The organism is Diaphorobacter limosus (genome assembly GCF_033100095.1).
Lineage (GTDB): Bacteria > Pseudomonadota > Gammaproteobacteria > Burkholderiales > Burkholderiaceae_C > Alicycliphilus > Alicycliphilus limosus.
Genome location: NZ_CP136921.1, coordinates 2,511,402 through 2,535,829 on the forward strand (window position 1 = coordinate 2,511,402; position 24,428 = coordinate 2,535,829).

The window sequence follows — 24,428 nt, forward strand, 5'->3', positions numbered from 1 at the left end:
GCCCTCGGGGAAACCCGGCTTTGGCAGGGGTCAACCCGGGCTTTCGCAATGGCGTAGAGGCGCCCGTCCGCGCCTCCATAGCATGCGCCGCTGGTAGCACCGCAAGCAACAACCCAAGGAGACAACATGCTGCGCCGCCCCTCCCCCCGCACCCTCGCCTGCCTGCTGGCCTGCGGCCTGACATGGAGCCTGGGCGCCCAGGCCCAGAAGATTTCGGACGACGTGGTGCGCATAGGCGTGCTGTCGGACATGTCGGGCCTGTACGCCGACACGGCGGGTCGCGGCTCGGTCGAGGCCGCCAAGCGGGCCCTGGAAGACTTTGGCGGCCAGGTATTGGGAAAGAAGGTGGAGATCGTCTGGGCCGACCACCAGAACAAGGCCGACGTGGGCGCCACCCATGCGCGCACCTGGTTCGACCGCGATGGCGTGGACCTGATCGTCAACCTGAACAACACCGCCGTCGCCATCGCCGTGAACAACCTGGCGCGCGAGAAAAACAAGCTGGTGATGAACACCGGCGGCGCCTCTGACATCCTGACCAACGAGCATTGCGCACCCACCGCCATTCACTACACATACGATAGCTATGCGCTGGCCAATGGTGCGGTGCGTGGCATGCTGGCGCAGGGAAAGAAGGAATGGTTCATCCTGGGCGTGGACTACGCCTTCGGCAAGGCCATGTCGGCCAACATCACCGAGTTCGTGCAGGCCGGCGGCGGCAAGGTGGTGGGCAGCAGCCACCACCCGCTGAACGCCAGCGACTTCTCGTCGTTCCTGCTGCAGGCCCAGGGCTCCAAGGCGCCGGTGATCGTGCTGGCCAACGCGACCTCGGACACCGTGAACACCATCAAGGCGGCGAACGAATTCGGCATCACCAAGGGCCAGACCATCGTGCCCAGCATCATGTTCATCAACGACATCCATGCGCTGGGCCTGAAGCACGGCCAGGGCATGGTGTTCACCACCGGCTTCTACTGGGACCGCAACGACGACACACGCGCCTGGGCGCGGCGTTTTTTCGGCAAGATGAAAAAATGCCCTCCATGGTGCATGCCGGCGACTATTCCGCCGTGACGCAATACCTGAAAGCGGTGCAGGCCGCCGGTAGCGACGATGCCCAGACCGTGGTCAGGCAGCTGCGCGCCATGCCGCTGAAGGACATGTTTGCGCAAAATGGCAAGCTGCGCGAGGATGGGCGCATGGTGCACGACATGTTCCTCGTCGAGGTGAAGAAGCCGGCCGAGTCCCAGTACCCCTGGGACTACTACAAGGTGCTGGCCACCATCCCCGGCGACCAGGCCTTCAAGCCCCTGTCCAAGAGCACCTGCAAGTTCATCAAGCAAACTTGAGGGCTGACAGTCCAACTTTGGGGGGAACCCACCATGCAACGCCCATCGGCCGATCAGCTGGCCTACACCCAGCCCCAGCTCTATATCAACGGGCAATGGCTGGGCATTGATGGGCGCCAGGCCGAAGACGTGATCAACCCCGCCACCGGCGCGGTGCTGGCACGCCTGCCGCACGCCACGCCGGCCGACCTGGATGCCGCCCTGACCGCCGCGCAGCGGGCCTTTTGCGGCTGGCGCGCGGTAGCGCCGCTGGAGCGCTCGCGCATCCTTCGCGCCGCCGCTGCGTTGCTGCGCGAGCGCGCCGACGCCATCGCCCACGGCATGACGCTGGAGCAGGGCAAGCCGCTGCGCGAGGCGCGCCTGGAGCTGCTGGCCAGCGCCGACACCTTCGATTGGCATGCCGAAGAGGGCCGGCGCAACTACGGCCGCGTGGTACCGGGGCGCCACCTGCACCAGCGCATCACCGTGTTGCACGAGCCGGTGGGCGTGTGCGCGGCGTTCACGCCCTGGAACTTCCCGGCCATCACCCCCGCGCGCAAGATGGCCGGCGCCCTGGCCGCCGGCTGCACGCTGATCATCAAGCTGGCCGAGGAAACCCCGGCCACCGGCCTGGCCCTGGTGCGCGCGCTGCACGACGCGGGCCTGCCTGCGGGCGTGCTGAACGCCGTGTTCGGCGTGCCCGCCGAGGTGTCTACCTACCTGCTGGACAGCCCCATCGTCGCCAAGTTCTCCTTCACCGGCTCCACGGCCGTGGGCAAGCAGCTGGCGCAGCAGGCCGCCCGCAGCCTCAAGCGCGCCACCATGGAGCTGGGCGGCCACGCCCCGGCCATCGTCTGCGCCGACGCCGAGGTGGAGCGCGCCGCCGACATGCTCATCGCCGGCAAGTTCCGCAATGCCGGCCAGGTGTGCATCGCCCCCACACGCATCTATGTGCTGGAGCCGGTCTACGAGGCCTTCGTGCACGCCTTCCTGGAGCGCGCACGCCAGCTGACACCCGGCAACGGCCTGCTGGACGGCAGCAGCATGGGCCCGCTGGCCAACCCGCGCCGCGTGCAGGCCATGCGCAGCCTGATTGCCGACGCCCTGGAGCGCGGCGCACAGTTGCAATGCGGTGGCGATGCCATGGCCGGGCCGGGTTATTTCTGGCAACCCACGGTGCTCACCGACGTACCCGAGGACGCGCGCGTGATGAACGAAGAGCCCTTCGGCCCACTGGCGCTGATCAACCGCGCGCACAGCGTGGATGAAGCCCTGGAGCGCGCCAACCGTCTGCCCTATGGCCTGGCCGCCTACGCCTTCACCCACGACAGCGCCACGCGCATGCATCTGGCACGCGGTCTGCAGACCGGCATGCTGGGCATCAACAGCCTGCATGTCTCCATGCCCGAGGCGCCGTTTGGCGGCGTCAAGGAAAGCGGCTGGGGTTCGGAATGCGGCATCGAGGGGCTGCAGGAATATTGCAGCATCAAGCTGATCAGCGAGGATTGACGCGCCGACAATCCATTACTACAAATAAAGTAGCTGCTAGCGTTTGTCACACAAGCGCTAGCAGCTACTTTCAATCATATCCCTACCCCGTGGTGATCCCCGCCGTCTTGATCACCTTGGCCCATTTGGCGATCTCGGCGCGCAGAAAGTCGCGCATCTCCTGCTGCGTGCCGGGGGCCGTCTCGGCGCCGCCGTCCAGCAGTCGCTGGCGCACGGCCGGATCCTTGAAGGCAGTGTTGAAGTCGGCGTTGATCTTGTCCAGCACGGCCTGCGGTGTCTTGGCCGGGGCGAACAGCGCCGTCCAGGAATAAGCCTCGTAGTTGGGCAGGCCGGCCTCGGCGGCGGCCGGCACATCGGGCAGCATGGCCGAGCGCTTGCGGCTGGCCACGGCCAGCACCTTGACGCGGCCGCTCTTGATGTGCGGCAGCGCCGTGGGCGCGTCACTGAACATGATCTGCACCTGGCCGCCCAGCAGGTCGTTCATGGCCGGGGCGCTGCCCTTGTAGGGCACATGTTGCAGTTTGGTACCCGCCTCCATGTTGAACAGCTCGCCCGCCAGGTGCGTGCCGCCGCCGTTGCCCGATGAGGCGTAGCTGAGGTTGCTGCCAGGCTTCTTCGCCAGGGCGATCAGCTCCTGCAGGGTATTGGCCGGTACCGAGGGGTGCACCACGACGAACACCGGGAACATGGCGCCGAAGCTGACGGGGGCGAAGTCCTTTTCGATGTCATACGGCAGGTTGCCCATCAGCGTGGGGTTGACCGAATGGTGGATGGCTCCCATGAACAGGGTGTAGCCGTCCGGTGCCTCGCGCGCCGCGGCCTGGGCGCCGACCACGCCGCCGGCGCCGGCACGGTTGTCGATCACCGTGGGGGTCTTCCAGATCTCGGACAGCTTCAGGCTGGCGGCGCGGGCCGTGGTGTCCACCGGGCCGCCGGGCGGGAAGGGCACGATGAAGCGCACCGGCTTGGTGGGCCAGGCGTCATTCGCCAGGGCGGCGAAGGGTTGTGTGGCGGCGGCCAGCAGGCCGGCGGCAACGAGTTGGCGGCGGGTGATGGGGTGCATGGTCATATGGGTCTCCGAGGTATGAACAGCGTCATCCCCGCGCAGGCGGGGATCCATGCCCGTGACGAGGCGTTCCTGGATTCCCGCCTGCGCGGGAATGACGGGGTAGACGCTAAAGGGTGGCGGCCTGCTCTTGCAACTGGCGCTTGAGCACCTTGCCGTTGGTACTGGTGGGCAGCTCGGCCACGGTCACGATGTGGCTGGGCAGCTTGTAGGGCGCCAGCTGCTCGCGCAGCCGGGCGCGGGCGGCGGTCTCGTCAAAACTGGCGCCGGGGCTGAGCTCGATGAAGGCGATGATCTCCTCGTTGCCGTCCTTCTCCGCCCGGCCGACGACGGCGCTGCGCTGCACGCCGGGCAGCTGGTTCAGCGCCAGCTCGACCTCGGCCGGATAGACGTTGAAGCCCGAGCGGATGATCATCTCCTTCAGGCGCCCGACGACGAACAGCGCGCCATCGGCATGCAGCTCGCCCAGGTCGCCGCTGGCGTACCAGCCGCCCGCCTTCATCACCGCGGCGGTGGCGGCCGGGTCACGAAAGTAGCCGCGCATCAGGCCGCGCCCGCGTATCCACAGCTCGCCGCGCTCGCCCGTTGGTAGCGCCTGGCCCGTGGCCGGGTCGGTGACCTGCACCTCGGCATCCTCGACCACATAGCCCACGCTGGTGTCAGAGCGCTGCTCGCCCATGCGCGTCAGATGCACCGAGCCGGCGTATTCCGACAGGCCGTAGCCATGGTGCAGCGCCTGGCCGAAGGTGGCTTCGACGCGGTGTTTCAGCGTCAGATCCAGCGGCCCGGCGCCGGTGTAGACGTAGCGCAGCGCCGGCGCCTCGGGGTGCTCCATGCCCTGCTCGTGCAAGTACCCCAGCAGGCGCGAGAACAGCGCCGGCGGGCCCTGCAGCTGCGTCACGCCGTGGTGCGCCAGCGCGTCCAGCAGCTCGGCCGGGTCGAACTGCGGGCGCAGCACCAGCTGCGCGCCGGCCCAGAGCGAGGCCAGCAGCACCGTGGCCAGGCCGAAGATATGCGTCATGGGCACGAAGGCGTAGCTGCGGTCCCGCGGGCCCAGCGCGCGCGATTGCGCCGAGATGCGGGCGAAGTGGATCAAGCCCTCATGCGTGACCATCACGCCCTTCGGATCCCCGGTGGTGCCCGAGGTGAAGATCAGCGCCGCCACGTCGTCCTGTAGCGGCGGCGGCTCCACCGTGGCCTGCTCGCGCACGGCGGCGTGCTGCATGCCGGGTAACACGCTGGCCACGCCCGCATGGCGGCGCGCATGCCCGGCGGCGGCGCGCGAGCCGCTGGCCGTGAAGTACAGCAGGCGCGCATCGGCCTTGGCGGCAAAGGCATCGACCTCGCCCGGCGCCATGCGCGCATTCACGCCGCAGGACCAGGCGCCGACGCGGCTCGCGGCCAGGATCAGCGCGGCATGCTCGGGGCAGTTCTCGGCCACCACCAGCACGCGGTCGCCGGCGCGCACGCCGAGCTGGCGCAGCTCGGCCTCGGCCGCGTCGGTCAGCGCGCCCAGGTCGGCAAAGCTCAGGCTGCGGCCATCCGGCAGGTGTATGAAGGGCCGATCGGGCGCCTGAGCCAGCCAGCGATCCAGCAGTTGATGAATGCGCGCTGCCATGTCAATCGACGGTGATGCCCTGCGTCACCGTGGCCCACATGGCGCGCTCCTTGGCGGCGCGCTCGGCCAGCTTGTGCGCATCGCCCGTCCACTCGTCGTAGCCCAGTTCCTTGTAGCGCTTATTCAGCTCGGGTTGCTGCAGCGCGGCATTGACGGCCTTGTTGAGCTTGGCCACCAGCTCGGGCGACATGCCCTTGGGGCCATAGACGCCGTACCAACCACCCACGTCGAAGCCCTTGAGGCCGTCGATGCCCGACTCGGCGAACGTGGGCACGTCCGGCAGCGAGGCATTGCGCTGCGGCGAGGTGACGGCAATGGCGCGCACCTTGCCGCTGTGGATGTAGGCGCTGGCGGTGCTGATGATGTCCAGCATCATGTTGAGCTGCCCGCCGATCACGTCCGTCATCGCCGGGGCGTTGCCCTTGTAGGGGATGTGGTTCATCTCGATGCCGCTGCGCTTGGCGAACAGCAGCGCGCCCAGATGGTTGGAGCCGCCCACACCGGCCGAGCCGTAGGCCAGCTTGCCCGGATTGGACTTGGCGGTGGCCACCAACTCGCGCACGCTCTTGTAGGGCTCGTTGTTGTTCACCACCAGCACGTTGTAGTAGCTCAGGATGGGCGCCACGGGCGTCAGGTCCTTGGCCGGATCGAACGGCATCTTGCTCATCACGTTGGGGCTGATGGTGATGGTGGGGCTGGCGGCGTACCACAGCGTCAGGCCATCGGGCTTGGCGCGCACCACCTCGGATCCGGCAATGGTGGCGTTGGCGCCGGTCTTGTTCTCCACGATGACGGACTGGCCCAGTTCCTTGCCCAGCAGGGGCGCAAACAGGCGCGCGGCCTGATCCACCGGGCCGCCCGCGGCATAGCCGACGATGAGGCGCACGGGCTGGCCGTCCTGGGCAGCGGCCGGCGTACTGGCGAGGGCCAGGGGCGCCAGGGCCAGTGCGGCGATGGCGAGGCGGCGGCAAGATGGCATGGTGTGTCTCCTATAGGTATGGAATGGAATGCGGCGATGGTGGCCCGCAAGCCGCGCCGTGGGAATCTGCTTTTGCCAAAGCCGGGGTTTACCCGTTGGCAGGCGTCACACCCGCTCGAACACCGCGGCGATGCCCTGGCCGCCGCCGATGCACATGGTCTCCAGGCCGTAGCGGCCCTTGCGGCGCTGCAGCTCGTGCAGCAGCGTGGCCAGGATGCGCACGCCGGTGGCGCCGATGGGGTGGCCCAGGGAGATGCCCGAGCCGTTGACGTTGAGCTTGTGTGCGATGGCGTCCTGGTCCTGCCAGCCCCAGCCCTTGAGCACGGCCAGCACCTGGCAGGCGAAGGCCTCGTTGAGTTCGACCAGGTCCATGTCGTCGATCTTCAGGTTCAGCCGCGCCAGCAGTTTCTGCACCGCCGGCACCGGGCCTATGCCCATGTGGGATGGCTCGCAACCGGCCGCTGCCCAGCCAACCAGGGTGGCCATGGGGGTCAGGCCCAGCTCGGCCAGCTTGTCCTCGGCGACGATCAGGCAGGCGGCGCTGGCATCGTTTTGCTGGCTGGCGTTGCCGGCCGTCACCGTGCCGTTCGGCATCAACGCGCGCAGCTTGCCCAGGCTCTCAGGCGTGGCGTCGGCGCGGAAACCCTCGTCCTGGCTGAACAGGATGGGATCGCCCTTGCGCTGCGGCACCTGCACCGGGACGATTTCGTCGGCAAAGCGCCCCGCCGCCCAGGCGGCGGCCGCCTTCTGGTGGCTGCACAGCGCAAAGGCGTCGGCCTGCTCGCGCGTGATCTGGTAGTCACGCGCCAGGTTCTCGGCCGTCTCTATCATCCCGGAGATCTTGCCGAAGCGCTCCACGGGCTGCGAGCGCTCGCGCCCGCGGTCCAGCCGGTCGTAGAAGCGCACGTTGCCCGAGCGTGCGCCCCAGCGCATGTCGGTGCTGTAGTACTCGATGTTGCTCATGCTCTCCACGCCGCCGGCAATCACCACGTCGGCGGCGCCGCTCTGCACCATCATGGCCGCCGTGACGATGGCCTGCAGGCCGCCGCCGCAGCGCCTGTCGAGCTGCATGCCGGGAACGCTGACGGGCAGCCCCGCCTGCAGCGCGGCCCAGCGGCCGACGCAGGGCGTCTCACTGCTGGCGTAGGACTGGGCAAACACCACATCGTCGATGCGCGTGGGGTCTATGCCGCTTTTTTGCACCACGGCGCGCACCGTGGTGGCGGCCAGCTCCTCGACAGACACCGGGCGCAGGCTGCCGCCAAAGGTGCCGACGGGGGTGCGAAGGGGGGTGACGATGGCGGCTCGGCGCATGGTGTTTCTCCTTGGGATTTGAATGAAATAGGCCGCTAGCGCTTATCCCACAAGCGCAAACAGCTATCTTTTTTAAAGCACTGCGCCGCAGCGGCGCAGCAGTTCATGGGCCTGGCGTTCCAGGCTCTCGCGATGTTCGGGTGCGGCGATGGCTATCAGCCGGCGCACGCGGCGCGACAGCGGCTGGCCGCGCAGGTCGGCCACGCCATGCTCGGTGACGATGAGGCCGGCATCGCTGCGCGGCGTGCTCACCGGGCCCGAGAGCTGCGCGACGATGCGGCTCGCGCCCTTGGCCGTGGCCGGCAGCGCGACGATGGGCAGGCCGCCACGGCTCCTGGCCGCGCCGCGCAAAAAATCCACCGCGCCGCCCACGGCACCCACATAGCAGCCGGCCGCCACCTCGGCGTTGATCTGGCCGGTCAGGTCCACCTCGATGGCGGCGTTGATGGCGGCCAGTTTGTGGCTCTTCGCCAGCACCACGGGGTCGTGCGTGTAGTCGGTGGCGCGCAGCTCCAGCTGCGGATTGCACTCGGCCCAGCGGCGCAGGATGTCGCTGCCCATCAGGATGCCGCCCACGCCCACGCCCCGGTCGATGCTTTTCTGGGCGTTGGTCAGCACGCCCGCCTGGGCCAGCTGGGCAATGCCGTCCGTCACCGCGCCCGTGTGCAGACCCAGATCACGGTGGCCGTGCAACGCGGCCAGCACGGCTTCGGGCAGGTTGCCCACGCCCAGCTGCAGCGTGGCGCCGTCTTCGATCAGGCCGGCGATGTGGCGCGCGATCTGCTGCTCGGTGGCGCCTATGGCGCCGCGCGGCTGATCCAGCGGCAGATGCTCGGCGTCCACCAGCAGGGCGAAGTCGCCGGCCTGCAAATACGGGCCGCCATGCGTCCAGGGGATGGCGGGATTCACCTCGGCTATCACCACGCGCGCCTTGGCGAGCACGGCGGGCAGGTATTCGCGCACCAGGCCCAGGCTGTGCCGGCCCTCGGCGTCGGGCTTTGATACCTGCAGCAGCAGCACGTCGGCCGGCAGCACGCCACCCTGTATCAGGCCCGGCAGATGCGAGTAGTGGCTGGGCAGGATGTCGAGCCTGCCCGCGTCGGCCAGCTGGCGGTGCGCGCCACCGGCGGCGTAGCCGAAGAAGTCGAGCACGTCGGCCTGCTCGGGCCGGAGCGTGTCGGACGCGGCCATGCCCACGAATACGCCGAGGCGCCCGCCCTGCGCAATGGCGTGCCGGTGTTCGACCAGCGCGCGCGTCAGCGTCAGGGGCTCGGCCGTGGCCTGGCCCCACCACAGCGTGTCACCGGGGCGGATCAGCTGCTGCAGGTGCCGGGCCAGGTCTGCGCTCATGGTGCGCGATCCCAATCGAAGCGCAGCGGTTCTTTCGCCTTGAAACGGCGTATCGCTTCCTGGTGGTAGGGCGAGCCGCGGCACATGGACTGGGCGTAGGCCTCCATCTCGGCCAGGGTGCGCGCGTCGCTCTCGAACGACTGGTTCATGATGGTCTTGGCCATGCCGATGGCGGCGGTGGAGGCATCGCCAAAGCGCTTGGCCAGCGCCTGCGCGGCCACGGTGAGGGCGGCGCCATCATCCACGATGTCGAACACCATGCCGAGCTGTTTTGCCTCCTCTGCCTCCACCGTGCGCGCGGTGAAGACCAGCTCCTTGGCCTTTTGCAGGCCCACGATGCGCGGCAGCTGGTGCAGCATGCCCAGATCCGGTACCAGGCCGATGCGGCCGAACACCGCACAAAACTTGGCGCGGCGCGTGGCCAGCACGAAGTCGGCCGCCAGCGCCAGGCTCAGGCCGGCGCCGAAGGCCGGGCCATCGACGGCGGCGATGACCGGCTTTTCCATGTTCACCAGCTCGGGCAGCCACTGGTGCAGCTCGCGCATATTGTTCCGAAAGACCAGGCCGGTGCGCGTGCTGTCGAGCATGCCGGAGATGTCGCCGCCCGAGCAGAAGGCGCCGCCCGCGCCGGTGAGGATCACGGCGTAGACCTGCGGGTCGTCGCGCATCTGCGTGACGGCCGCGGCCAGGGCCGGGCGCATGTCCTTGCTGAGCGCGTTGCGCGCCTCGGGGCGGTTCAGGGTGATGGTGCCTATGCCGTCGGCTATGGCGGTCAATACGGGGGGTGTGCTCATCGAGTCTCCTGGTTGTTACTCCCTCTCCCCCCGAGGGGGGGGAGAGGGCGGGGGTGAGGGGGTGTTGAGTCCAGCGCCCATTTTTGTCGCCCTCACCCCTGCCCTCTCCCGCTCGCGGGAGAGGGAGTGAATTCAAGCCAGCTCGGCGAAGCCGTGGCTCAACACCACCTTGTCGCGTTCCGCGACGCGGGCGCGCAGCTGGTACTGCTTGCCATCGCCCGGCACGCGCCAGATTTCGGTGATGAGGGTCTCGCCCGGATAGACCGGCGCGGCAAAGCGGATGTCCAGCGCCCTCAAACGTGCCGGCTCAAAGCCCGCGCACTGGCGCAGCAGCGCCCAGGCCACCAGGCCGTAGCTGGCCAGGCCGTGCAATATGGGGCGCTCGAAGCCGGCCTTGGCGGCCACCGCCGGCTCGGCGTGCAGCGGGTTGTAGTCGCCCATCAGGCGGTACAAGAGCGCCGCCTCGGGGCGTATGACCTGCGTGTCGGTGAAGTCGGGCGCGCGATCCTCGGGCGTGTGCTTGAGCGGTGGCAGCGGCTCGTCGCTCGCCTGCCCCGCGCGCTGGCTATAGCCGCCGTCGCCGCGCAGAAATGTCACCTGCTGCATGGTGGCCAGCAGCGCGCCTGCGGCGGTTTCCACACGGCGCTCGGTGATCATGATGGCGCCCTTGCCCTCGCCCTTGTCGGTCAGGTGGGTGACGCGGCTCTTGCCGACCACCTCGCAGTCGGCCGGCAGCGGCTGGTGCCAGCGCACGCGCTGCTCGCCGTGCAAGAGCTTGACCCAGTCAATGCCCGTGTCGCTCTCGCGCGCCCAGAAGCCGGGGTAGCCCAGCACCACGGCCAGCGTGGGCAGGGCGCGCAGGCCGCCTTCCATGCCCTCGTAGACGAAGGGCAGGGCGGCGGCATCGAGCGGGTCGTTGCCCAGCCCCAGGCTGAGCGCGTACAGCATGCTGTCGCGCGCCTGGTAGTGCTGGTGCACGGGGGCGAACGGGCGGTTTTTCAGATGGTGGTAGTCGATGGCCATGCGCGCGCCCTCAGACTGGATCCCAGGAGAACACGTCGCCGGAACGCTCCATCGGCACGAAGGATCGGGTCAGAGCCGGCATGCCATGCTCGGCGATGCTCTCCGCCGTCCAGCCCTCGCTGCGGTGCACCGAGCGCACGGGGCGCGGCTGGCTCATCAAAAAGATCTCGTTGTTGCGCACGGCGAACACCTGGGCGTTCACGTCCTTGGCCGCATCCGACAGCAGGTAGACCGCCAGCGGCGCGATCTTGTTGGGCGTCATCTGCTGGATCTTGGCCACGCGCGCCTGCTGCTCGGGCGTGTCGGTGGGGATGGAGCCGATCATGCGGCTCCAGGCAAAGGGCGCGATGCAGTTGGAGCGCACGTTGAACTTGGCCATGTCCAGCGCAATGCTCTTGGACAGCGCCACCAGTGCCAGCTTGGCCGCGCTGTAGTTGGCCTGGCCGAAGTTGCCGATCAGGCCCGAGGTGGAGGTCATGTGCACGAAGGTGCCGCTCTCCTGCTCCTTGAAATGGTTGGCCGCAGCGCGGCTCATGTAGTAGCTGCCGTACAGGTGCACCTTGAGCACCGCGTCCCACTCGTCCAGGCTCATCTTGTGGAAGAAGCGGTCGCGCAGGATGCCGGCGTTGTTCACCACGCCGTCGATGCGGCCAAAGCTGTCGAGCGCGCATTGCACGATGCGCCCGGCGGCCACGGCCTCGGCCACGCTGTCGGTATTGGCCACGGCCTGGCCACCGGCGGCCTTGATTTCTTCCACCACCTTCTGCGCCGGGCCGGCGTCCTGGCCCTCGCCGCTGGTGGAGGTGCCAATGTCGTTGACCACCACCTTGGCCCCCGCCGCGGCCAGCGCCAGCGCCATGTCGCGCCCAATGCCGCCGCCAGCGCCCGTGACCACCACCACCTTGTCCTGCACCATCTTTTGCGCCATGTCCGTCATCCTTGCGTTGTAAGTAGATCAATGGGCGCCAAGCATGCCGGCAAAGCCGCGCCGGCGCCATTCGGCAATGGCTAGGTCGGGCTTTGGCTGCATGAAAGCAGGCCCTGGCCTTCATGAGCGCGGAAGGGCCGCTTTCACAAACGCGGATTGCGCGCCGGCGCGGCAGCGGCGAGCATCGGGCCCATTGCCATCCAGGCACCCGGAGAAACCCCGCATGAGCCATCCGTTCCTATTCGCCCTCACCCGCCGCAGCCTGTGCGCCGGTGCCGCGCTGGGCTGGGCCCTGAGCGCCACGCCCTCTGCCCTCGCCCAGGCCGCCTATCCGGGCCACCCCATCGTGATGGTCGTACCCCAGGCCGCTGGCGGCACCAACGACATCGTGGGTCGCGTGGTGGCGCAGAAGCTGGCCGAAAAGCTGGGTGGCAGCGCCGTGGTGGAGAACAAGCCGGGCGCGGGCGGCAACATCGGCACCCAGGCCGTGGCCAGGGCGCCCAAGGACGGCTACACCCTGCTGATGACCATCAGCAGCAGCCAGGCCATCAACCCGGCGCTGTACAAAGCACCGGGCTTCGACCCCGTGGCCGACTTCCAGCCCATCAGCCTGATAGGCGCCGTGCCCAACGTGCTGCTGGCCCACCCCTCGTTTCCCGCCAAGACCGTGCCCGAGCTGCTGGCCCTGGCCAAGTCCCAGCCCGGCAAGCTGCAATACGCCTCGGCCGGCAATGGCACGCTGAACCACCTGCTGGGCGAAATGCTGAACCAGATGGCCGGCATAGAGCTGCAGCATGTGCCCTACAAGGGCGTGGCGCCGGCACTCAACGACGTGCTGGGCGGGCAGCTGCCGCTGCTGTTTGGCAGCCTGCCGTCCACGCTGTCGCACATCAAGGCCGGCCGGCTGCGCGCGCTGGCCGTGAGCAGCCCCCAGCGCTCGCCCGTGCTGTCCGACGTGCCAGCCCTGGCCGAGTTCGTGCCCGGCTACAGCGGCACGCTGTGGATTGGCCTGTTTGCGCCTGCAGGCGTGTCCAAGGACATCGTCGCGCGCCTGCAGGACGGCATGCGCCAGGCCATGGCCGACAAGGACATGCGCGACAAGCTCGAAGCCCAGGGCGTGGAACTGGCAGGCACCCCAGCCAAGCCCGTGACGCCGGACGAGTTTGCCGCCCTGCTCAAGCAGGACATTGCCAAATGGGCGCAGATCGTCAAGGCCTCCGGCGCCACCATCAACTGACCAGGCGAAACATGACCCACACCACCATAGACCCCGCCGCCCTCGCCCACCTGCAGACCTGGCATGGCAAGAGCGAAACCCTGAGCGACAGCTTCACCGCCATGCCCGTGGCGGCCCTGTCGGCCACGCTGGACCGGGACGACCCCGAACCGGCCCTGGGCACAGCCGTGCCGCCGCTGTGGCATTGGCTGTACTTCCTGCCCCATGCGCGCGCCAGCGAGATCGGGCCCGATGGCCATCCGAAGCGCGGCGGTTTTCTGCCGCCCGTGCCGCTGCCGCGGCGCATGTGGGCCGGTGGACGCCTGTCCTGGGAGCCGGCCAACCCGCTGTGCGTGGGCCAGCAGGTGCAGCGCCGCTCGACCATACAGTCCGTCTCGCACAAGGCCGGGCGTTCCGGCGAGCTGCTGTTCGTGCTGGTGGAGCATAAGTATCTCAACGCCCATGGCCTGGCGCTGACAGAGGAGCACGACATCGTCTATCGCAGTGCGGCCCAGCCGGGTGAGGCGGCGCCCGCGCCGCAAAAGCCGCCGTTGGCCGGCCAGGCTGCCTGGTCGCGCACCATCGTGCCCGATGACGTGCTGCTGTTTCGCTACTCGGCCCTGACCTTCAACGGCCACCGTATCCACTACGACCGCAAGTACGTCACCGAGGTCGAGGGCTACCCCGGCCTGATCGTGCACGGCCCGCTGATTGCCACGCTGCTGCTGGACCTGCTGCGCCGCCAGCTGCCCGATGCCCAGGTGGCGCGCTTTGAATTTCGCGCCGTGCGGCCGACCTTCGACCTGCAGCCCTTCAGCGTACACGGCAAGCCCTCGGCCGACGGCAAGACCGTGGAGCTGTGGGCCCAGGATCACGAGGGCTGGCTGACCATGCAGGGCCAGGCCACGCTGGCCTGAAACACTATTGAATCAATAGCTATTTGCGCTTGATGGACGGGCGCTAGAGGCCAAAACCATAGAAAGACCACCATGATCCAACACACCGGCTCCAACAACCACCACGAGATCCGCGACGCGATCCGCGCGCTGTGCGCCGAGTTCCCCGACGAGTACTTCCGCAAGGTGGACGAGAGCAGGGCCTACCCGGCCGAGTTCGTCGATGCGCTCACCAAGGCCGGCTGGATGGCGGCGCTGATCCCGCACGAATACGGCGGCTCCGGCCTGGGGCTGACCGAGGCCAGCGTGATCATGGAGGAGATCAACCGCTGTGGCGGCAACTCGGGCGCCTGCCACGGCCAGATGTACAACATGGGCACGCTGCTGCGCCATGGTTCGACGGCGCAGAAGGAAAAGTACCTGCCGAAGATTGCATCCGGCGAATGGCGCCTGCAATCGATGGGCGTGACCGAGCCCAGCACCGGCACCGACACCACCAAGATCAAGACCACGGCGGTGAAAAAAGACGGCCGCTACGTCATCAACGGGCAAAAGGTCTGGATCAGCCGCATCCAGCACAGCGACTGGATGATTCTGCTGGCGCGCACCACGCCGCTGGCCGAGGTGACGAAGAAGAGCGAGGGCATGTCGATCTTCATGGTGGATCTGCGCGAAGCCGAGAAGAGCGGCATGACGGTGCGCCCGATTCTCAACATGGTCAACCACGAGACCAACGAGCTGTTCTTCGAAAACCTGGAGATCCCCGAGGAGAACCTGATCGGCCAGGAGGGCAAGGGCTTCAAGTACATCCTGGACGGCCTGAACGCCGAGCGCACGCTGATCGCCGCCGAGTGCATTGGCGACGGCTACTGGTTCCTGGATCGCGTGACCAACTATGTGCGCGACCGCCAGGTGTTTGGCCGCCCGATCGGCCAGAACCAGGGCGTGCAGTTCCCGATCGCCGACGCCTTCATCGAGGTCGAGGCCGCGAATCTGATGCGCTGGAAGGCCTGCGAGCTGTTCGACAAGCATGAACCCATGGGCGCACAGGCCAACATGGCGAAGTACCTGGCGGCCAAGGCCAGCTGGGAGGCGGCCAACGCCTGCCTGCAGTTCCACGGTGGCTTCGGCTTTGCCTGCGAATACGACGTGGAGCGCAAGTTCCGCGAGACGCGGCTGTACCAGGTGGCGCCGATCTCCACCAACCTGATCTATTCCTACGTGGCCGAGCACATCCTGGGCCTGCCGCGATCGTTCTGACGGCTTTCACTCCCTCTCCCGCTGGCGGGAGAGGGAGAAACAGCCCGCCCTGTTTTGATATTGCACGGGAGCCCTTCATGACCCGCCCCCTCGACGGCATCACCGTCATCTCCCTCGAACACGCCGTCGCCGCGCCCTTTGCCACGCGCCAGCTCGCCGACCTGGGCGCGCGCGTGATCAAGGTCGAGCGCCCCGGCAGCGGCGACTTCGCGCGCGGCTACGACCAGCGTGTGCACGGCCAGTCGTCGCACTTCACCTGGCTCAACCGCAACAAGGAAAGCCTGGCGCTGGACGTGAAACAACCCCAGGCAAAAGAGGCGCTGTTGCAGCTATTGAAGACGGCCGACGTGCTGGTGCAGAACCTGGCGCCCGGCGCCGCGGCGCGCATGGGGCTGTCCTACGAGGCCCTGAAAGAACACAACCCGAAGCTGATCGTCTGCGACATCAGCGGCTATGGCGCCGACGGCCCGTACCGCGACAAGAAGGCCTACGACCTGCTGATCCAGAGCGAGGCGGGCTTCCTGTCCGTCACCGGCACGCCGGATACGCCAGCCAAGTCCGGCATCTCGGTGGCCGACATCGCCGCCGGCATGTACGCCTACAGCAACATCCTCTCGGCCCTGCTGCTGCGCGGCAAGACGGGGGAGGGCAGCCAGATCGACGTCTCCATGCTGGAAGCCATGGGCGAGTGGATGGGCTACCCGCTGTACTACGCGTTTGAAGGCGCGCCGCCGCCGCCGCGCACCGGCGCATCGCACGCCAGCATCTACCCTTATGGGCCGTTCAAGGCCGGAGACGGTGGCACGGTGATGCTGGGCCTGCAGAACGAGCGCGAATGGCAGGCGTTCTGCGACGGCGTCCTCCAACGCCCCGAGGTCGCAGCCGACCCACGCTTCTGCTCCAACGCCCTGCGCAACCAGCACCGCGCCGAGCTGCAGGCACTGATCCTGGAAACCTTTGCGCCGCTCACCGCCGCCCAGGTGGTGGAGCGCCTGGACGCCGCGTCAATAGCCAACGCCCGCGTGAACGACATGGCGGATCTGTGGGCGCACCCGCAGCTCAAAGCGCGCGGGCGCTGGCGCAGCGTGGGCACGCCCGCCGGCGCGGTGCCGGCCCTGTTGCCGCCGGGCGTGAACAGCGCCTTCGACTACCGCATGGAGGCCGTGCCCGCCGTGGGCCAGCACAACGCCGCCATCCTGGCCGAGCTGGGATGGTCGGCGGAGCAGATCGACGCGCTGCAGGCTCCGCAGGCGATTTGACCGATGAACACCGTAGCCGGCCCTCACCCCTACCCTCTCCCAGAGGGAGAGGGAGTGAAAGCCACAGCCAAGCTATCGCCCTCGCCCCTCTGGGGAGAGGGAGGGGTGAGGGGCCACTCGCACAAGGCAACCATTTTCAAAAAGATAGCTACCGGCGCTTGACCCGCCTGTCCTGGAGTCCAAAATGAAGCAAAAAACCCAAGCCACCATCCACCCCCTGGCCCAGTTCGCCGCCACCTTGCAGTGGAGCGACGTACCCGAGCCCGTACAGCGCCGCGCCGAAGACCTGTGGGTCGATTGGTTCGGCTCGGTGCTCGCCGGCTGCAAGGCGCGTCCCGTCGCCAGCATCACGCGCTTTGCGCTGTCGCAAGGCCCGGCACAAGGCCCCAGCGAGGTCATCGCCCATGGCGCCACCAGCTCGCCCATGATGGCCGCCCTGGCCAATGCCGCCGCCAGCCACTTTGCCGAGCAGGACGACGTGCACAACGGCTCGGTGTTCCACCCGGCGGCGGTGGTCTTCCCGCCAGCGTTGGCCGTGGCGCAAAGCATTGGCGCCAGCGGCGCTGAGCTGATGGCCGCCTGCGTGGCGGGCTACGAGGTCGGCATACGCGTGGGCGAGTTCCTGGGCCGCAGTCATTACAAAATCTTCCACACCACGGCCACGGCCGGCACGCTGGCGGCGGCGGCCGCCGTGGGGCGGCTGCTCAAACTGACGCCGGCGCAGATGCAGCACGCCTTTGGCTCGGCCGGCACGCAGTCGGCAGGCCTGTGGGAGTTCTTGCGCACCGCCGCCGACAGCAAGCAGCTGCACACGGCGCACGCCGCCAGCGCGGGGCTGATGGCGGCCTACCTGGCCCAGGACGGCTTTACCGGCGCGCAGGACATCTTCACCGGGCCGCAAGGCCTGGCCGCCGGCATGTCCACGGATGCCAATCCCGCCAAGCTCACCGACGGCCTGGGCCAGCGCTGGGCCACGGCGGAGACCAGCTTCAAGTGGCATGCCTCCTGCCGCCACACTCACCCCGCGGCCGACGCGCTGTTGCAGGTGATGCGCCAGCATGGCCTGCAAACCGCTGATATCGCCCAGGTCACCTGCCATGTGCACCAGGGCGCCATCGACGTGCTGGGCCCGGTGGTCTCGCCGGCCACGGTGCACCAGAGCAAATTCTCGATGGGCACGGTGCTGGCGCTGGCCGCGCGCTTTGGCCATGCGGGCCTGAGCGAATTCGATGCCGACTACCTGGCCCCCGCTACCGTGGCCCTGCGCGACAAGGTGAGCATGGTGCTGGACGCGGAGGTGGACGCCGCCTACCCGCAGCGCTGGATAGGCAAGGTCACGGTCGCCACCACCGATGGGCGCGCACTGCACGGCCGCGTGGACGAACCCAAGGGCGACCCCGGCAACACGCTCTCGCGCGGCGAGATCACCGCCAAGGCGCTGCGCCTGGCGGCCTATGGCGGCGCGGTGAGCGCGGCCCAGGCCGAGGCCGCCGTCGCCTCTCTGTGGCAGGTGGCGCAATGGCCGCGCGTGGGCCAGCTACTGCCCACGGACGCATGACGCTTACAGTGGTGCCATTTCTCACATCCACAACATCGGAGACAAAGCCATGAAGACGTTTACCTTCTCGCCCAGCCGCATCGCCGCCCTGCTGGCCCTGGGCCTGGCCACCACGGCCCAGGCCGCCTGGCCCGACAAGCCCGTCACCCTGGTCGTGCCCTACAGCGCCGGCGGCCCCACCGACGTGGTGGCGCGCGTGCTGGCCGTGCCCATGGGCCAGTCGCTGGGCCAGACGGTGGTGGTGGAGAACACCGTGGGCGCGGGCGGCACCATCGCGCCGGCGCGCGTGGCCAAGGCCAGGAACGACGGCTACACCATCCTCATTCACCACATGGGCATGGCCACGGCCCCGGCGCTGTACAAGAAGCTGCCCTACAACCCGCTGACCGACTTTGAGTACATAGGCCAGGTGCTGGATGTGCCGATGACCCTGCTGTCGCGCAAGGACTTTCCGGCCAACAACTTCTCCGAGCTGCTGGAGTATGTGAAGAAGAACCAGGACAAGGTGAGCCTGGCCAACGCCGGCATAGGTGCCGTGTCGCAGCTGTGCGGCATGCTGTTCATGGACCGTATCGGCGTCAAGCTGACCACCGTGCCCTACAAGGGCGCCGGCCCGGCCATGAACGACCTGATGGGCGGCCAGGTCGATCTGCTGTGCGACCAGACCACGCAGACCGCGCCCGTGATTGCGGACGGCAAGCGCGCCAAGGTGTTCGGCGTGACCACGGCGCAGCGCCTGGCGTCCATGCCCAATATCCCCACGCTGGACGAGCAGGGCCTGAAGGGCTTCGACCTCAAGGTGTGGCACGGCATGTACGCACCCAAGGGCACGCCCAAGGAGGTCATCGACCAGCTGAACAAGGCGCTGAACATGGCGCTGAAGGACGACAACGTCAGGAAGCGCATCGCCGAGCTCAGCTCCGACCTGGTCTCGCCCGACAAGGCCACGCCCGAGAGCCTGCGCAAGCAGCTGGAGAGCGAGACGGCGCGCTGGGCCAAGGTCATCAAGGCGGCCGGCGTGTCGGCCGAGCAATGAGGCAGGCCGCCATGTCGAACCCGGTGGCCCAGGCCTGCTCCTTTTTGTTCGTGCCCGCCACGCATCCCGAGCGTTTTCAGAAGGCCCTGGCCAGCGGCGCCGACATGGCGATCGCCGACTGGGAGGACGCCGTGGCACCGGCCGACAAGGCCGGCGCCCGCGCCGCCCTGCTGCAGGCCGCGGCCGCAATGGATGCCGCACAGCGCGCGCGCCTGCTGGTGCGCATCAACGCCGAGGGCACGCCCTGGTTTGCCGACGACCTGCAGGCGCTGGCCACGTTGGCGGCCCAGGGCTACGCCGGCGCCGTGGTGCCCAAGGCCGAGAGCGCGGCCACGCTGCAGGCCGTGGCCCAAGCGGCGGGCGCGCGGGGCGCGCTGCTGCCGCTGGTCGAAAGCGTGGCCGGCCTGCATGCCGTGGACACGCTGGCCACGGCGCCGCAGGTGGCGCGCCTGGCCTTTGGCCACCTGGACTTCCAGGTGGACGCCGGCATGGCCTGCGGCGCGGACGAGGCCGAGCTGCTGCCCGTGCGCATGGCCCTGGTGCTGGCCTCGCGCCGCGCCGGCCTGGCCGCACCGGTCGACGGCGTGACCGTGGACACGCGCGACCCCGAGCGTATGCGGCACGACGCCAATCGCGCGCGCCGCATGGGCTTTGGCGCCAAGCTGTGCATACACCCGGCCCAGGTGGCGCCGCTGCACGCCGCCTTCGACCCGGACGATGCCGCCGTGGCCCAGGCGCTGCGCGTGCAGCAGGCGCTGCGGGATGCGGGCGGCGGCGTCTGCGTGCTCGACGGCCGCATGGTCGACGCGCCGGTGCTGCTGCAGGCCGAGCAAACCCTGGCGCGCCACGCAAGGGCGCAGCAGCGCGACCGCCGCTGACTGGGAGCGCCGGCGTCTCGCCGGCATGACGGCGCCAACGCCGCCGGCCCCCAGAGGGGGCTACCGTATGTACACATCTATTTTTATAGCGTTTCACGCAATATCAGCAAAGCGTTGCGGCTGTTTCTCCCTCTCCCGCTGGCGGGAGAGGATGGGGGTGAGGGTCATAAAAGCGGGCGCTGCACCCAAACACCCCCTCACCCCCACCCTCCCCCGAAAGGGGAGGGAGCAAGGACAGCAGTCCGAGATATGTGCTCAGTCAACCAAAAATGGGCGCAGCGCCCAACCTATAAGCGCAATGCGCTATAAAACTTGATGTGACTGCCGCCACCACACCCCACCCTCCCCGCCCACTCTGGCTCATGCTGATGGCCCTGCTGTCGGGTTTTGCGCTCAGCCAGTCCTACCGCACCATCACCGCCATCGTGGCCCAGGGCCTGCAGCAGGACTTTGGCCTGTCGGCCCAGGCGCTGGGCGCGTTTGCCGGGCTGTTCGGCCTGTCCTTCGGTGTGGCGCAGCTGCTCATGGGCATCACCATGGACCGCTACGGCCTGCGCCCCACGGTGCTCGCCTCGGCCCCGGTGTCCATCGCCGGGGCCGCGTTGTCGGCCCTGGCGCCCAGCCATGGCTGGCTGATGCTGGGGCAGATCATGATCGGCGTGGGCTGCTCGCCGGCCTTTCTGGCCTGCACCATCTTCATCGCGCGCCATTTCCCCAGCGAGCGCTTTGCCTTCTTCTCGGGCCTGAGCCTGGGCCTGGGGGGCCTGGGCCTGATGCTCACCGGCACGCCGCTGGCCTGGGTGGTGCAGCACTGGGGCTGGCGCTCGGGTTTTGTCATCCTGGCGCTGTTGAGCGTGCTGTCCTGGCTGCTGATTCTGGCCCTGGTGCACGAGCCCGAACGGCCCGACGCCCCGCCGCGTCCCCAGGAGAGCTGGGGCCAGTCCCTGCGCAGCCTGGCCGGGCTGTTCACACTGCCGCATACCTGGGGCATCCTGGCTCTGGGCATGTCGGGCTATGCGGCCTTTCTGTCGCTGCGCGGGTTGTGGCTGGGGCCGCTGCTCATCAACCGCTTCGGTTATTCGCTGGTGGACACCGGCAACGTGGCCCTGGTGCTGTCGCTGATCTCGCTGTTCGCGCCCGGCAGCTTCGGCCGCATGGACCCCGGCCCCATCCGGCGCCGCGCCTGGATCGCCAACGCCTCGCTGCTGATGGCGGCCATGTTCGCCGCCCTGGCCGTGCTGCGCCATGGCGGCGCTACGGTGGCGCTGATGATTGCACTGGGGCTGCTGTGGGGCTACAGCGTGCTGCAGTACACCGACGTGCGCTCCTCCTACCCCAGCGAGCTGACCGGGCGCGCCCTGTCGCTCTACACCATGTCCATGTTCCTGGGCGTGGGGTTGATGCAGTCGGCCACCGGAGCCGTGGCCGCCTGGGCCGGTGCGCAGGGCCTGGAGCCCTACCGCGCCGTGCTGCTGGCGATTGCCGGCTGGCTGGCGCTGGCTTCGCTGGCGTTTCGCTTTCTGCCGGCGTCGCCGCTATTGCGGCGACCTTGAGGGGCAGGCTACGCCGCGCCAAACGCGCATGCCGCACAGAATGTGGCGTTCATTCTGTCGGATAAATTTACACATCTGCGGCCAACCGCGCGGAGTCGATGCATAACCCATTGAATTGACTGTGATGAAAAATATGGCACGTTTTATGCACCCAAAAACTCGGCGTGGTTTGTCAACTGCGTTTCACGCTCTTCAGGCCATGCACCCAATAGGAGCGCGTTATGAAGAAAACCAAACCAATAGGCATCCACCTTCTTGGTGGGGCCGCTTTGCTCATTGGCGCACTGACAGCAAGCGCCGATGTTGTATATACAAACTACAATTTAACCCATCTGCGCACGGAGATTTACAACGACCGCATTGGAAACAGTCGGTTTTTTAATGATCCGAACACTGATAGCATAAGAGTCTCAACATTCCTTCGACCCTCACCAGATTCAAATGTAATTGGTTTGCCATGCCTTGGAAATAGCGCAGATACATGCTATTCCACCAATGGGCTGCAGACGGCCGTATCGGTCACTCATTCATCATTTGGTTCGTTTAGTCAACCCATGACATTTGTTGGCGTGACATCCGCTGGCGGCGGCGGACAAAACGAGTACACCACCATTTTCAATCGGGCAAATCCTTCGATTGCAAGTCGGCTTGATCAACTCGATGCAACCCCATTTTCCATAACGGCAACAAATCCAAGTTCACCGGCAGCCCAGACCCTGGTATTTTCTGGCCCAGATTACGACAAGAACGCACTTCCATCGTTTCTTACAGACGTCAAAGTAATCGGCGGTGGCCTGACCCCAACCATCAGCTGGGAGGTGCCGGCAGGAGGCACAGCACCAACAAATGTGAGGTTGCAGGTTCGCATCATCGATGCGGAGTCTGCCGACGGTTCACGCATCACTGCCGCAAGATTGGTGCACAATGAAAATATCCCATTGAGTAGCACCAGCTATACGTTTGGTGCCCCGTTTAGCAATAATGCACTCCCTGGCTTCCCTTCTGGACTGGAAGAGGGTTCTAGATATGAGATTGCCGTAATTCTTGAAAGCCGCACCTCTGGCGGTGAATTAACCGGCAGAGCCAGAACGTTTTTTGAATTCATGCCGCTTCCCAACTCCACTGGTAATGTGGCTGTGTTTCTACCTAGTGTTGGGCCGAGTGGAGAATTCAAATTCAACCTCGAGGTCAAAGCAGGAGAAACCGTTCTAATTGACCCTCTCATCGCCATCGGTTACGACTATCAAATAGGCGCTGGCGATCCAAATTTTGCGAGCGTAACCCTACCAAATATTGGGGATGGTCTTTTTGATCTGTATCTTTGGGACGGAACGGATTGGCTGTTCTCCACGGTTCTGCAAGACGGCATTCAGCACTTTTTTGGCGGAAATGGTGTTGACCGGTTCCGCATCTTGGGCATAGAAACCAGTGCCGGCATCAACCCTTTGTCAACAACCGCTTTCATTACGGGGTTGTCGTTCGTCGGAGACGGACGCTTCACTGGCACGATGACTCCAATCACCACAGAAGTGCCTGAGCCTTCGACGCTGGCGTTGGTTGGGTTGGCACTGGCAGCATTCGGCTTCAGACAAGCCTCACACAACCGCCGCCGCCGGGGCGCCGTTCAGTAACCCATCCAAGACGCGCCGCACACTGCGTTCATGATGCGGTAAGGATCGCCGGTTGCTGTGCTGAACTGGAGCCGCTGACCACAGCGGCGTCCAGGCTTCTGCCGGCGTCGCCGCTATTGCGGCGCTGAGCGCGCACGCCAAGCGCCGTCGGCGTTCAAGCCCTCCAGCACCGCCCGGGTGTGCGCGCCGCTGGCGCATATCTCGCCCGGCGCGTAGGCCGCGCCATCAAAGCGTGGCGCCGGCGCCGCCTGCAGCACGCCGCCCTGCTCGCCGTACACGCCGCGTGCGCGCAGGTGCGGGTGCTGCGCGGCCTCCAGGGGGCTGAGCACGGAGCCAAAGCACACGTCCGTGGGCTCCAGCAATGCCTGCCAGTGCGCGCGCGGCTGGCGCAGGAACAGCGCGGCCAGGCGCGCGCGGCGCTGCGGCCAGGCGGCCTTGTCCCATTGCGCGCCGGAAAAGTCGGCGTCCTCGGCCAGGCCCAGCGTCTGCAGCAGCAGCGCGTAGAACTGCGGCTCCAGGGAGCCTATGGTGATGTGCTCGCCGTCGGCGCAGACATAGGTCTCGTAGAACGGCGCGCTGTCGTGGATGCTGTGGCCGCGCTGGTCGGCCACCAGGCCCTTCTCGCGCGCGCTCAGGTTCAGGTTCAGCATGTGCGCCGCGCCATCAACGATGGCGGCGTCCACCACCGTGCCGCGCCCCGTGGCGCGCGCCTGCACGATGCCCGCGAGCAGCCCCGTCATCAGGTAGAGCGCGCCGCCGCCTATGTCGCCCAGCACCGCAAACGGCGACACCGGCCGCGCGCCCGCCGGGCTGCTGCCCCACAGCGCACCGCTGACGGCCGCGTAGTTGTTGTCATGCCCGGCGCGCGGCGCCAGCGGGCCGCTCTGGCCCCAGCCCGTCATGCGGCCATAGACCAAGCGCGGGTTGACGGCGTGGCAGTCGGCGGGCCCCAGGCCCAGGCGCTCCATGACGCCGGGACGCATGCCTTCGATCAGCGCGTCGGCGTCCTTGACCAGATCCAGCACCAGGCGGCGGCTGTCGTCGGTCTTCAAATCGGCAAACACCGAGCGCTTGCCGCGGTTGAGCAGGTTGCCGGTGGGGCCTGCGTTGGGCGCCTCGCGCACCACCGAGATCACGTCGGCGCCCAGGTCCGCCAGATGCATGGCGCAAAACGGCCCCGGCCCCAGGCCACCGATCTCGAGCACGCGAACGCTGTCCAATACCTTCATAAG

General features: G+C 67.5%; 19 protein-coding genes and 1 pseudogene. 11 read left to right on the forward strand and 9 right to left on the reverse strand.

Going from position 1 to position 24,428, the window contains the following annotated elements; translation table 11 throughout:
- The first annotated feature begins 126 nt into the window (after positions 1-126).
- Both P4826_RS12190 and P4826_RS12195 read left to right on the forward strand, forming a co-directional pair.
- Positions 127-1,349 (forward strand): annotated as a pseudogene (locus P4826_RS12190) (ABC transporter substrate-binding protein).
- A 33-nt stretch (positions 1,350-1,382) separates the two neighbouring features.
- Positions 1,383-2,837: an NAD-dependent succinate-semialdehyde dehydrogenase gene (locus tag P4826_RS12195; RefSeq protein ID WP_317700643.1), complete on the forward strand. Its 1,455-nt coding sequence runs from the start codon at positions 1,383-1,385 to the stop codon at positions 2,835-2,837.
- 82 nt (positions 2,838-2,919) lie between these two features.
- Here the strand turns inward: P4826_RS12195 and P4826_RS12200 are convergent, their stop codons facing one another.
- The 8 genes from P4826_RS12200 to P4826_RS12235 all read right to left on the reverse strand — a co-directional run bounded on the left by P4826_RS12200 (position 2,920) and on the right by P4826_RS12235 (position 11,909).
- Entirely contained in the window at positions 2,920-3,906 is a 987-nt protein-coding gene (locus P4826_RS12200; RefSeq protein ID WP_317700644.1) for a tripartite tricarboxylate transporter substrate binding protein, read from the reverse strand.
- A 106-nt stretch (positions 3,907-4,012) separates the two neighbouring features.
- Entirely contained in the window at positions 4,013-5,521 is a 1,509-nt protein-coding gene (locus tag P4826_RS12205; protein WP_317700645.1) for a class I adenylate-forming enzyme family protein, read from the reverse strand.
- A 1-nt stretch (position 5,522) separates the two neighbouring features.
- A complete protein-coding gene (locus tag P4826_RS12210) occupies positions 5,523-6,500 on the reverse strand; it encodes a Bug family tripartite tricarboxylate transporter substrate binding protein (RefSeq protein WP_317700646.1) in 978 nt (325 codons plus the stop codon).
- A 105-nt stretch (positions 6,501-6,605) separates the two neighbouring features.
- Entirely contained in the window at positions 6,606-7,814 is a 1,209-nt protein-coding gene (locus P4826_RS12215) for an acetyl-CoA C-acetyltransferase (RefSeq protein WP_317700647.1), read from the reverse strand.
- 72 nt (positions 7,815-7,886) lie between these two features.
- On the reverse strand, positions 7,887-9,164 hold the full coding sequence (locus tag P4826_RS12220) for an acetyl-CoA hydrolase/transferase family protein (RefSeq protein ID WP_317700648.1): 1,278 nt from the start codon (positions 9,162-9,164) through the stop codon (positions 7,887-7,889).
- Entirely contained in the window at positions 9,161-9,958 is a 798-nt protein-coding gene (locus P4826_RS12225; protein WP_317700649.1) for an enoyl-CoA hydratase/isomerase family protein, read from the reverse strand. Before P4826_RS12225 ends, P4826_RS12220 begins: the two co-directional genes overlap by 4 nt.
- Positions 9,959-10,090: 132 nt before the next feature.
- On the reverse strand, positions 10,091-10,981 hold the full coding sequence (locus tag P4826_RS12230; RefSeq protein WP_317700650.1) for a MaoC family dehydratase: 891 nt from the start codon (positions 10,979-10,981) through the stop codon (positions 10,091-10,093).
- A 10-nt stretch (positions 10,982-10,991) separates the two neighbouring features.
- Positions 10,992-11,909, reverse strand: coding sequence for an SDR family NAD(P)-dependent oxidoreductase (locus tag P4826_RS12235; RefSeq protein WP_317700651.1), 918 nt, complete (start codon positions 11,907-11,909; stop codon positions 10,992-10,994).
- Between the two features lie 223 nt (positions 11,910-12,132).
- Here P4826_RS12235 and P4826_RS12240 point away from each other — a divergent pair, with 223 nt between their 5' ends.
- The 9 genes from P4826_RS12240 to P4826_RS12280 all read left to right on the forward strand — a co-directional run bounded on the left by P4826_RS12240 (position 12,133) and on the right by P4826_RS12280 (position 23,196).
- The gene (locus tag P4826_RS12240) at positions 12,133-13,146 is read left to right on the forward strand and encodes a Bug family tripartite tricarboxylate transporter substrate binding protein (RefSeq protein WP_317700652.1); all 1,014 of its coding nucleotides are present in this window, start codon (positions 12,133-12,135) and stop codon (positions 13,144-13,146) included.
- 11 nt (positions 13,147-13,157) lie between these two features.
- The gene (locus tag P4826_RS12245; protein WP_317700653.1) at positions 13,158-14,042 is read left to right on the forward strand and encodes an HTD2 family dehydratase; all 885 of its coding nucleotides are present in this window, start codon (positions 13,158-13,160) and stop codon (positions 14,040-14,042) included.
- A 72-nt stretch (positions 14,043-14,114) separates the two neighbouring features.
- On the forward strand, positions 14,115-15,281 hold the full coding sequence (locus P4826_RS12250; protein ID WP_317700654.1) for an acyl-CoA dehydrogenase family protein: 1,167 nt from the start codon (positions 14,115-14,117) through the stop codon (positions 15,279-15,281).
- A gap of 77 nt (positions 15,282-15,358) precedes the next feature.
- A complete protein-coding gene (locus P4826_RS12255) occupies positions 15,359-16,540 on the forward strand; it encodes a CaiB/BaiF CoA transferase family protein (RefSeq protein WP_317700655.1) in 1,182 nt (393 codons plus the stop codon).
- A gap of 184 nt (positions 16,541-16,724) precedes the next feature.
- Positions 16,725-18,098, forward strand: a complete 1,374-nt coding sequence (locus P4826_RS12260) for an MmgE/PrpD family protein (protein WP_317700656.1) — start codon at positions 16,725-16,727, stop codon at positions 18,096-18,098.
- A 49-nt stretch (positions 18,099-18,147) separates the two neighbouring features.
- Positions 18,148-19,134 (forward strand): tripartite tricarboxylate transporter substrate binding protein BugD, encoded by a 987-nt coding sequence (locus P4826_RS12265; RefSeq protein ID WP_317700657.1) that lies wholly within the window; start codon positions 18,148-18,150, stop codon positions 19,132-19,134.
- An 11-nt stretch (positions 19,135-19,145) separates the two neighbouring features.
- Positions 19,146-20,012 (forward strand): HpcH/HpaI aldolase/citrate lyase family protein, encoded by an 867-nt coding sequence (locus tag P4826_RS12270; protein WP_317700658.1) that lies wholly within the window; start codon positions 19,146-19,148, stop codon positions 20,010-20,012.
- A gap of 362 nt (positions 20,013-20,374) precedes the next feature.
- Entirely contained in the window at positions 20,375-21,565 is a 1,191-nt protein-coding gene (locus P4826_RS12275; protein WP_317700659.1) for an MFS transporter, read from the forward strand.
- A gap of 221 nt (positions 21,566-21,786) precedes the next feature.
- The gene (locus tag P4826_RS12280) at positions 21,787-23,196 is read left to right on the forward strand and encodes a PEP-CTERM sorting domain-containing protein (protein ID WP_317700660.1); all 1,410 of its coding nucleotides are present in this window, start codon (positions 21,787-21,789) and stop codon (positions 23,194-23,196) included.
- A 113-nt stretch (positions 23,197-23,309) separates the two neighbouring features.
- On the opposite strand, the gene P4826_RS12285 is transcribed toward P4826_RS12280, so the two are convergent.
- Positions 23,310-24,425, reverse strand: coding sequence for a CaiB/BaiF CoA transferase family protein (locus P4826_RS12285; protein WP_317700661.1), 1,116 nt, complete (start codon positions 24,423-24,425; stop codon positions 23,310-23,312).
- Positions 24,426-24,428 lie beyond the last annotated feature (3 nt).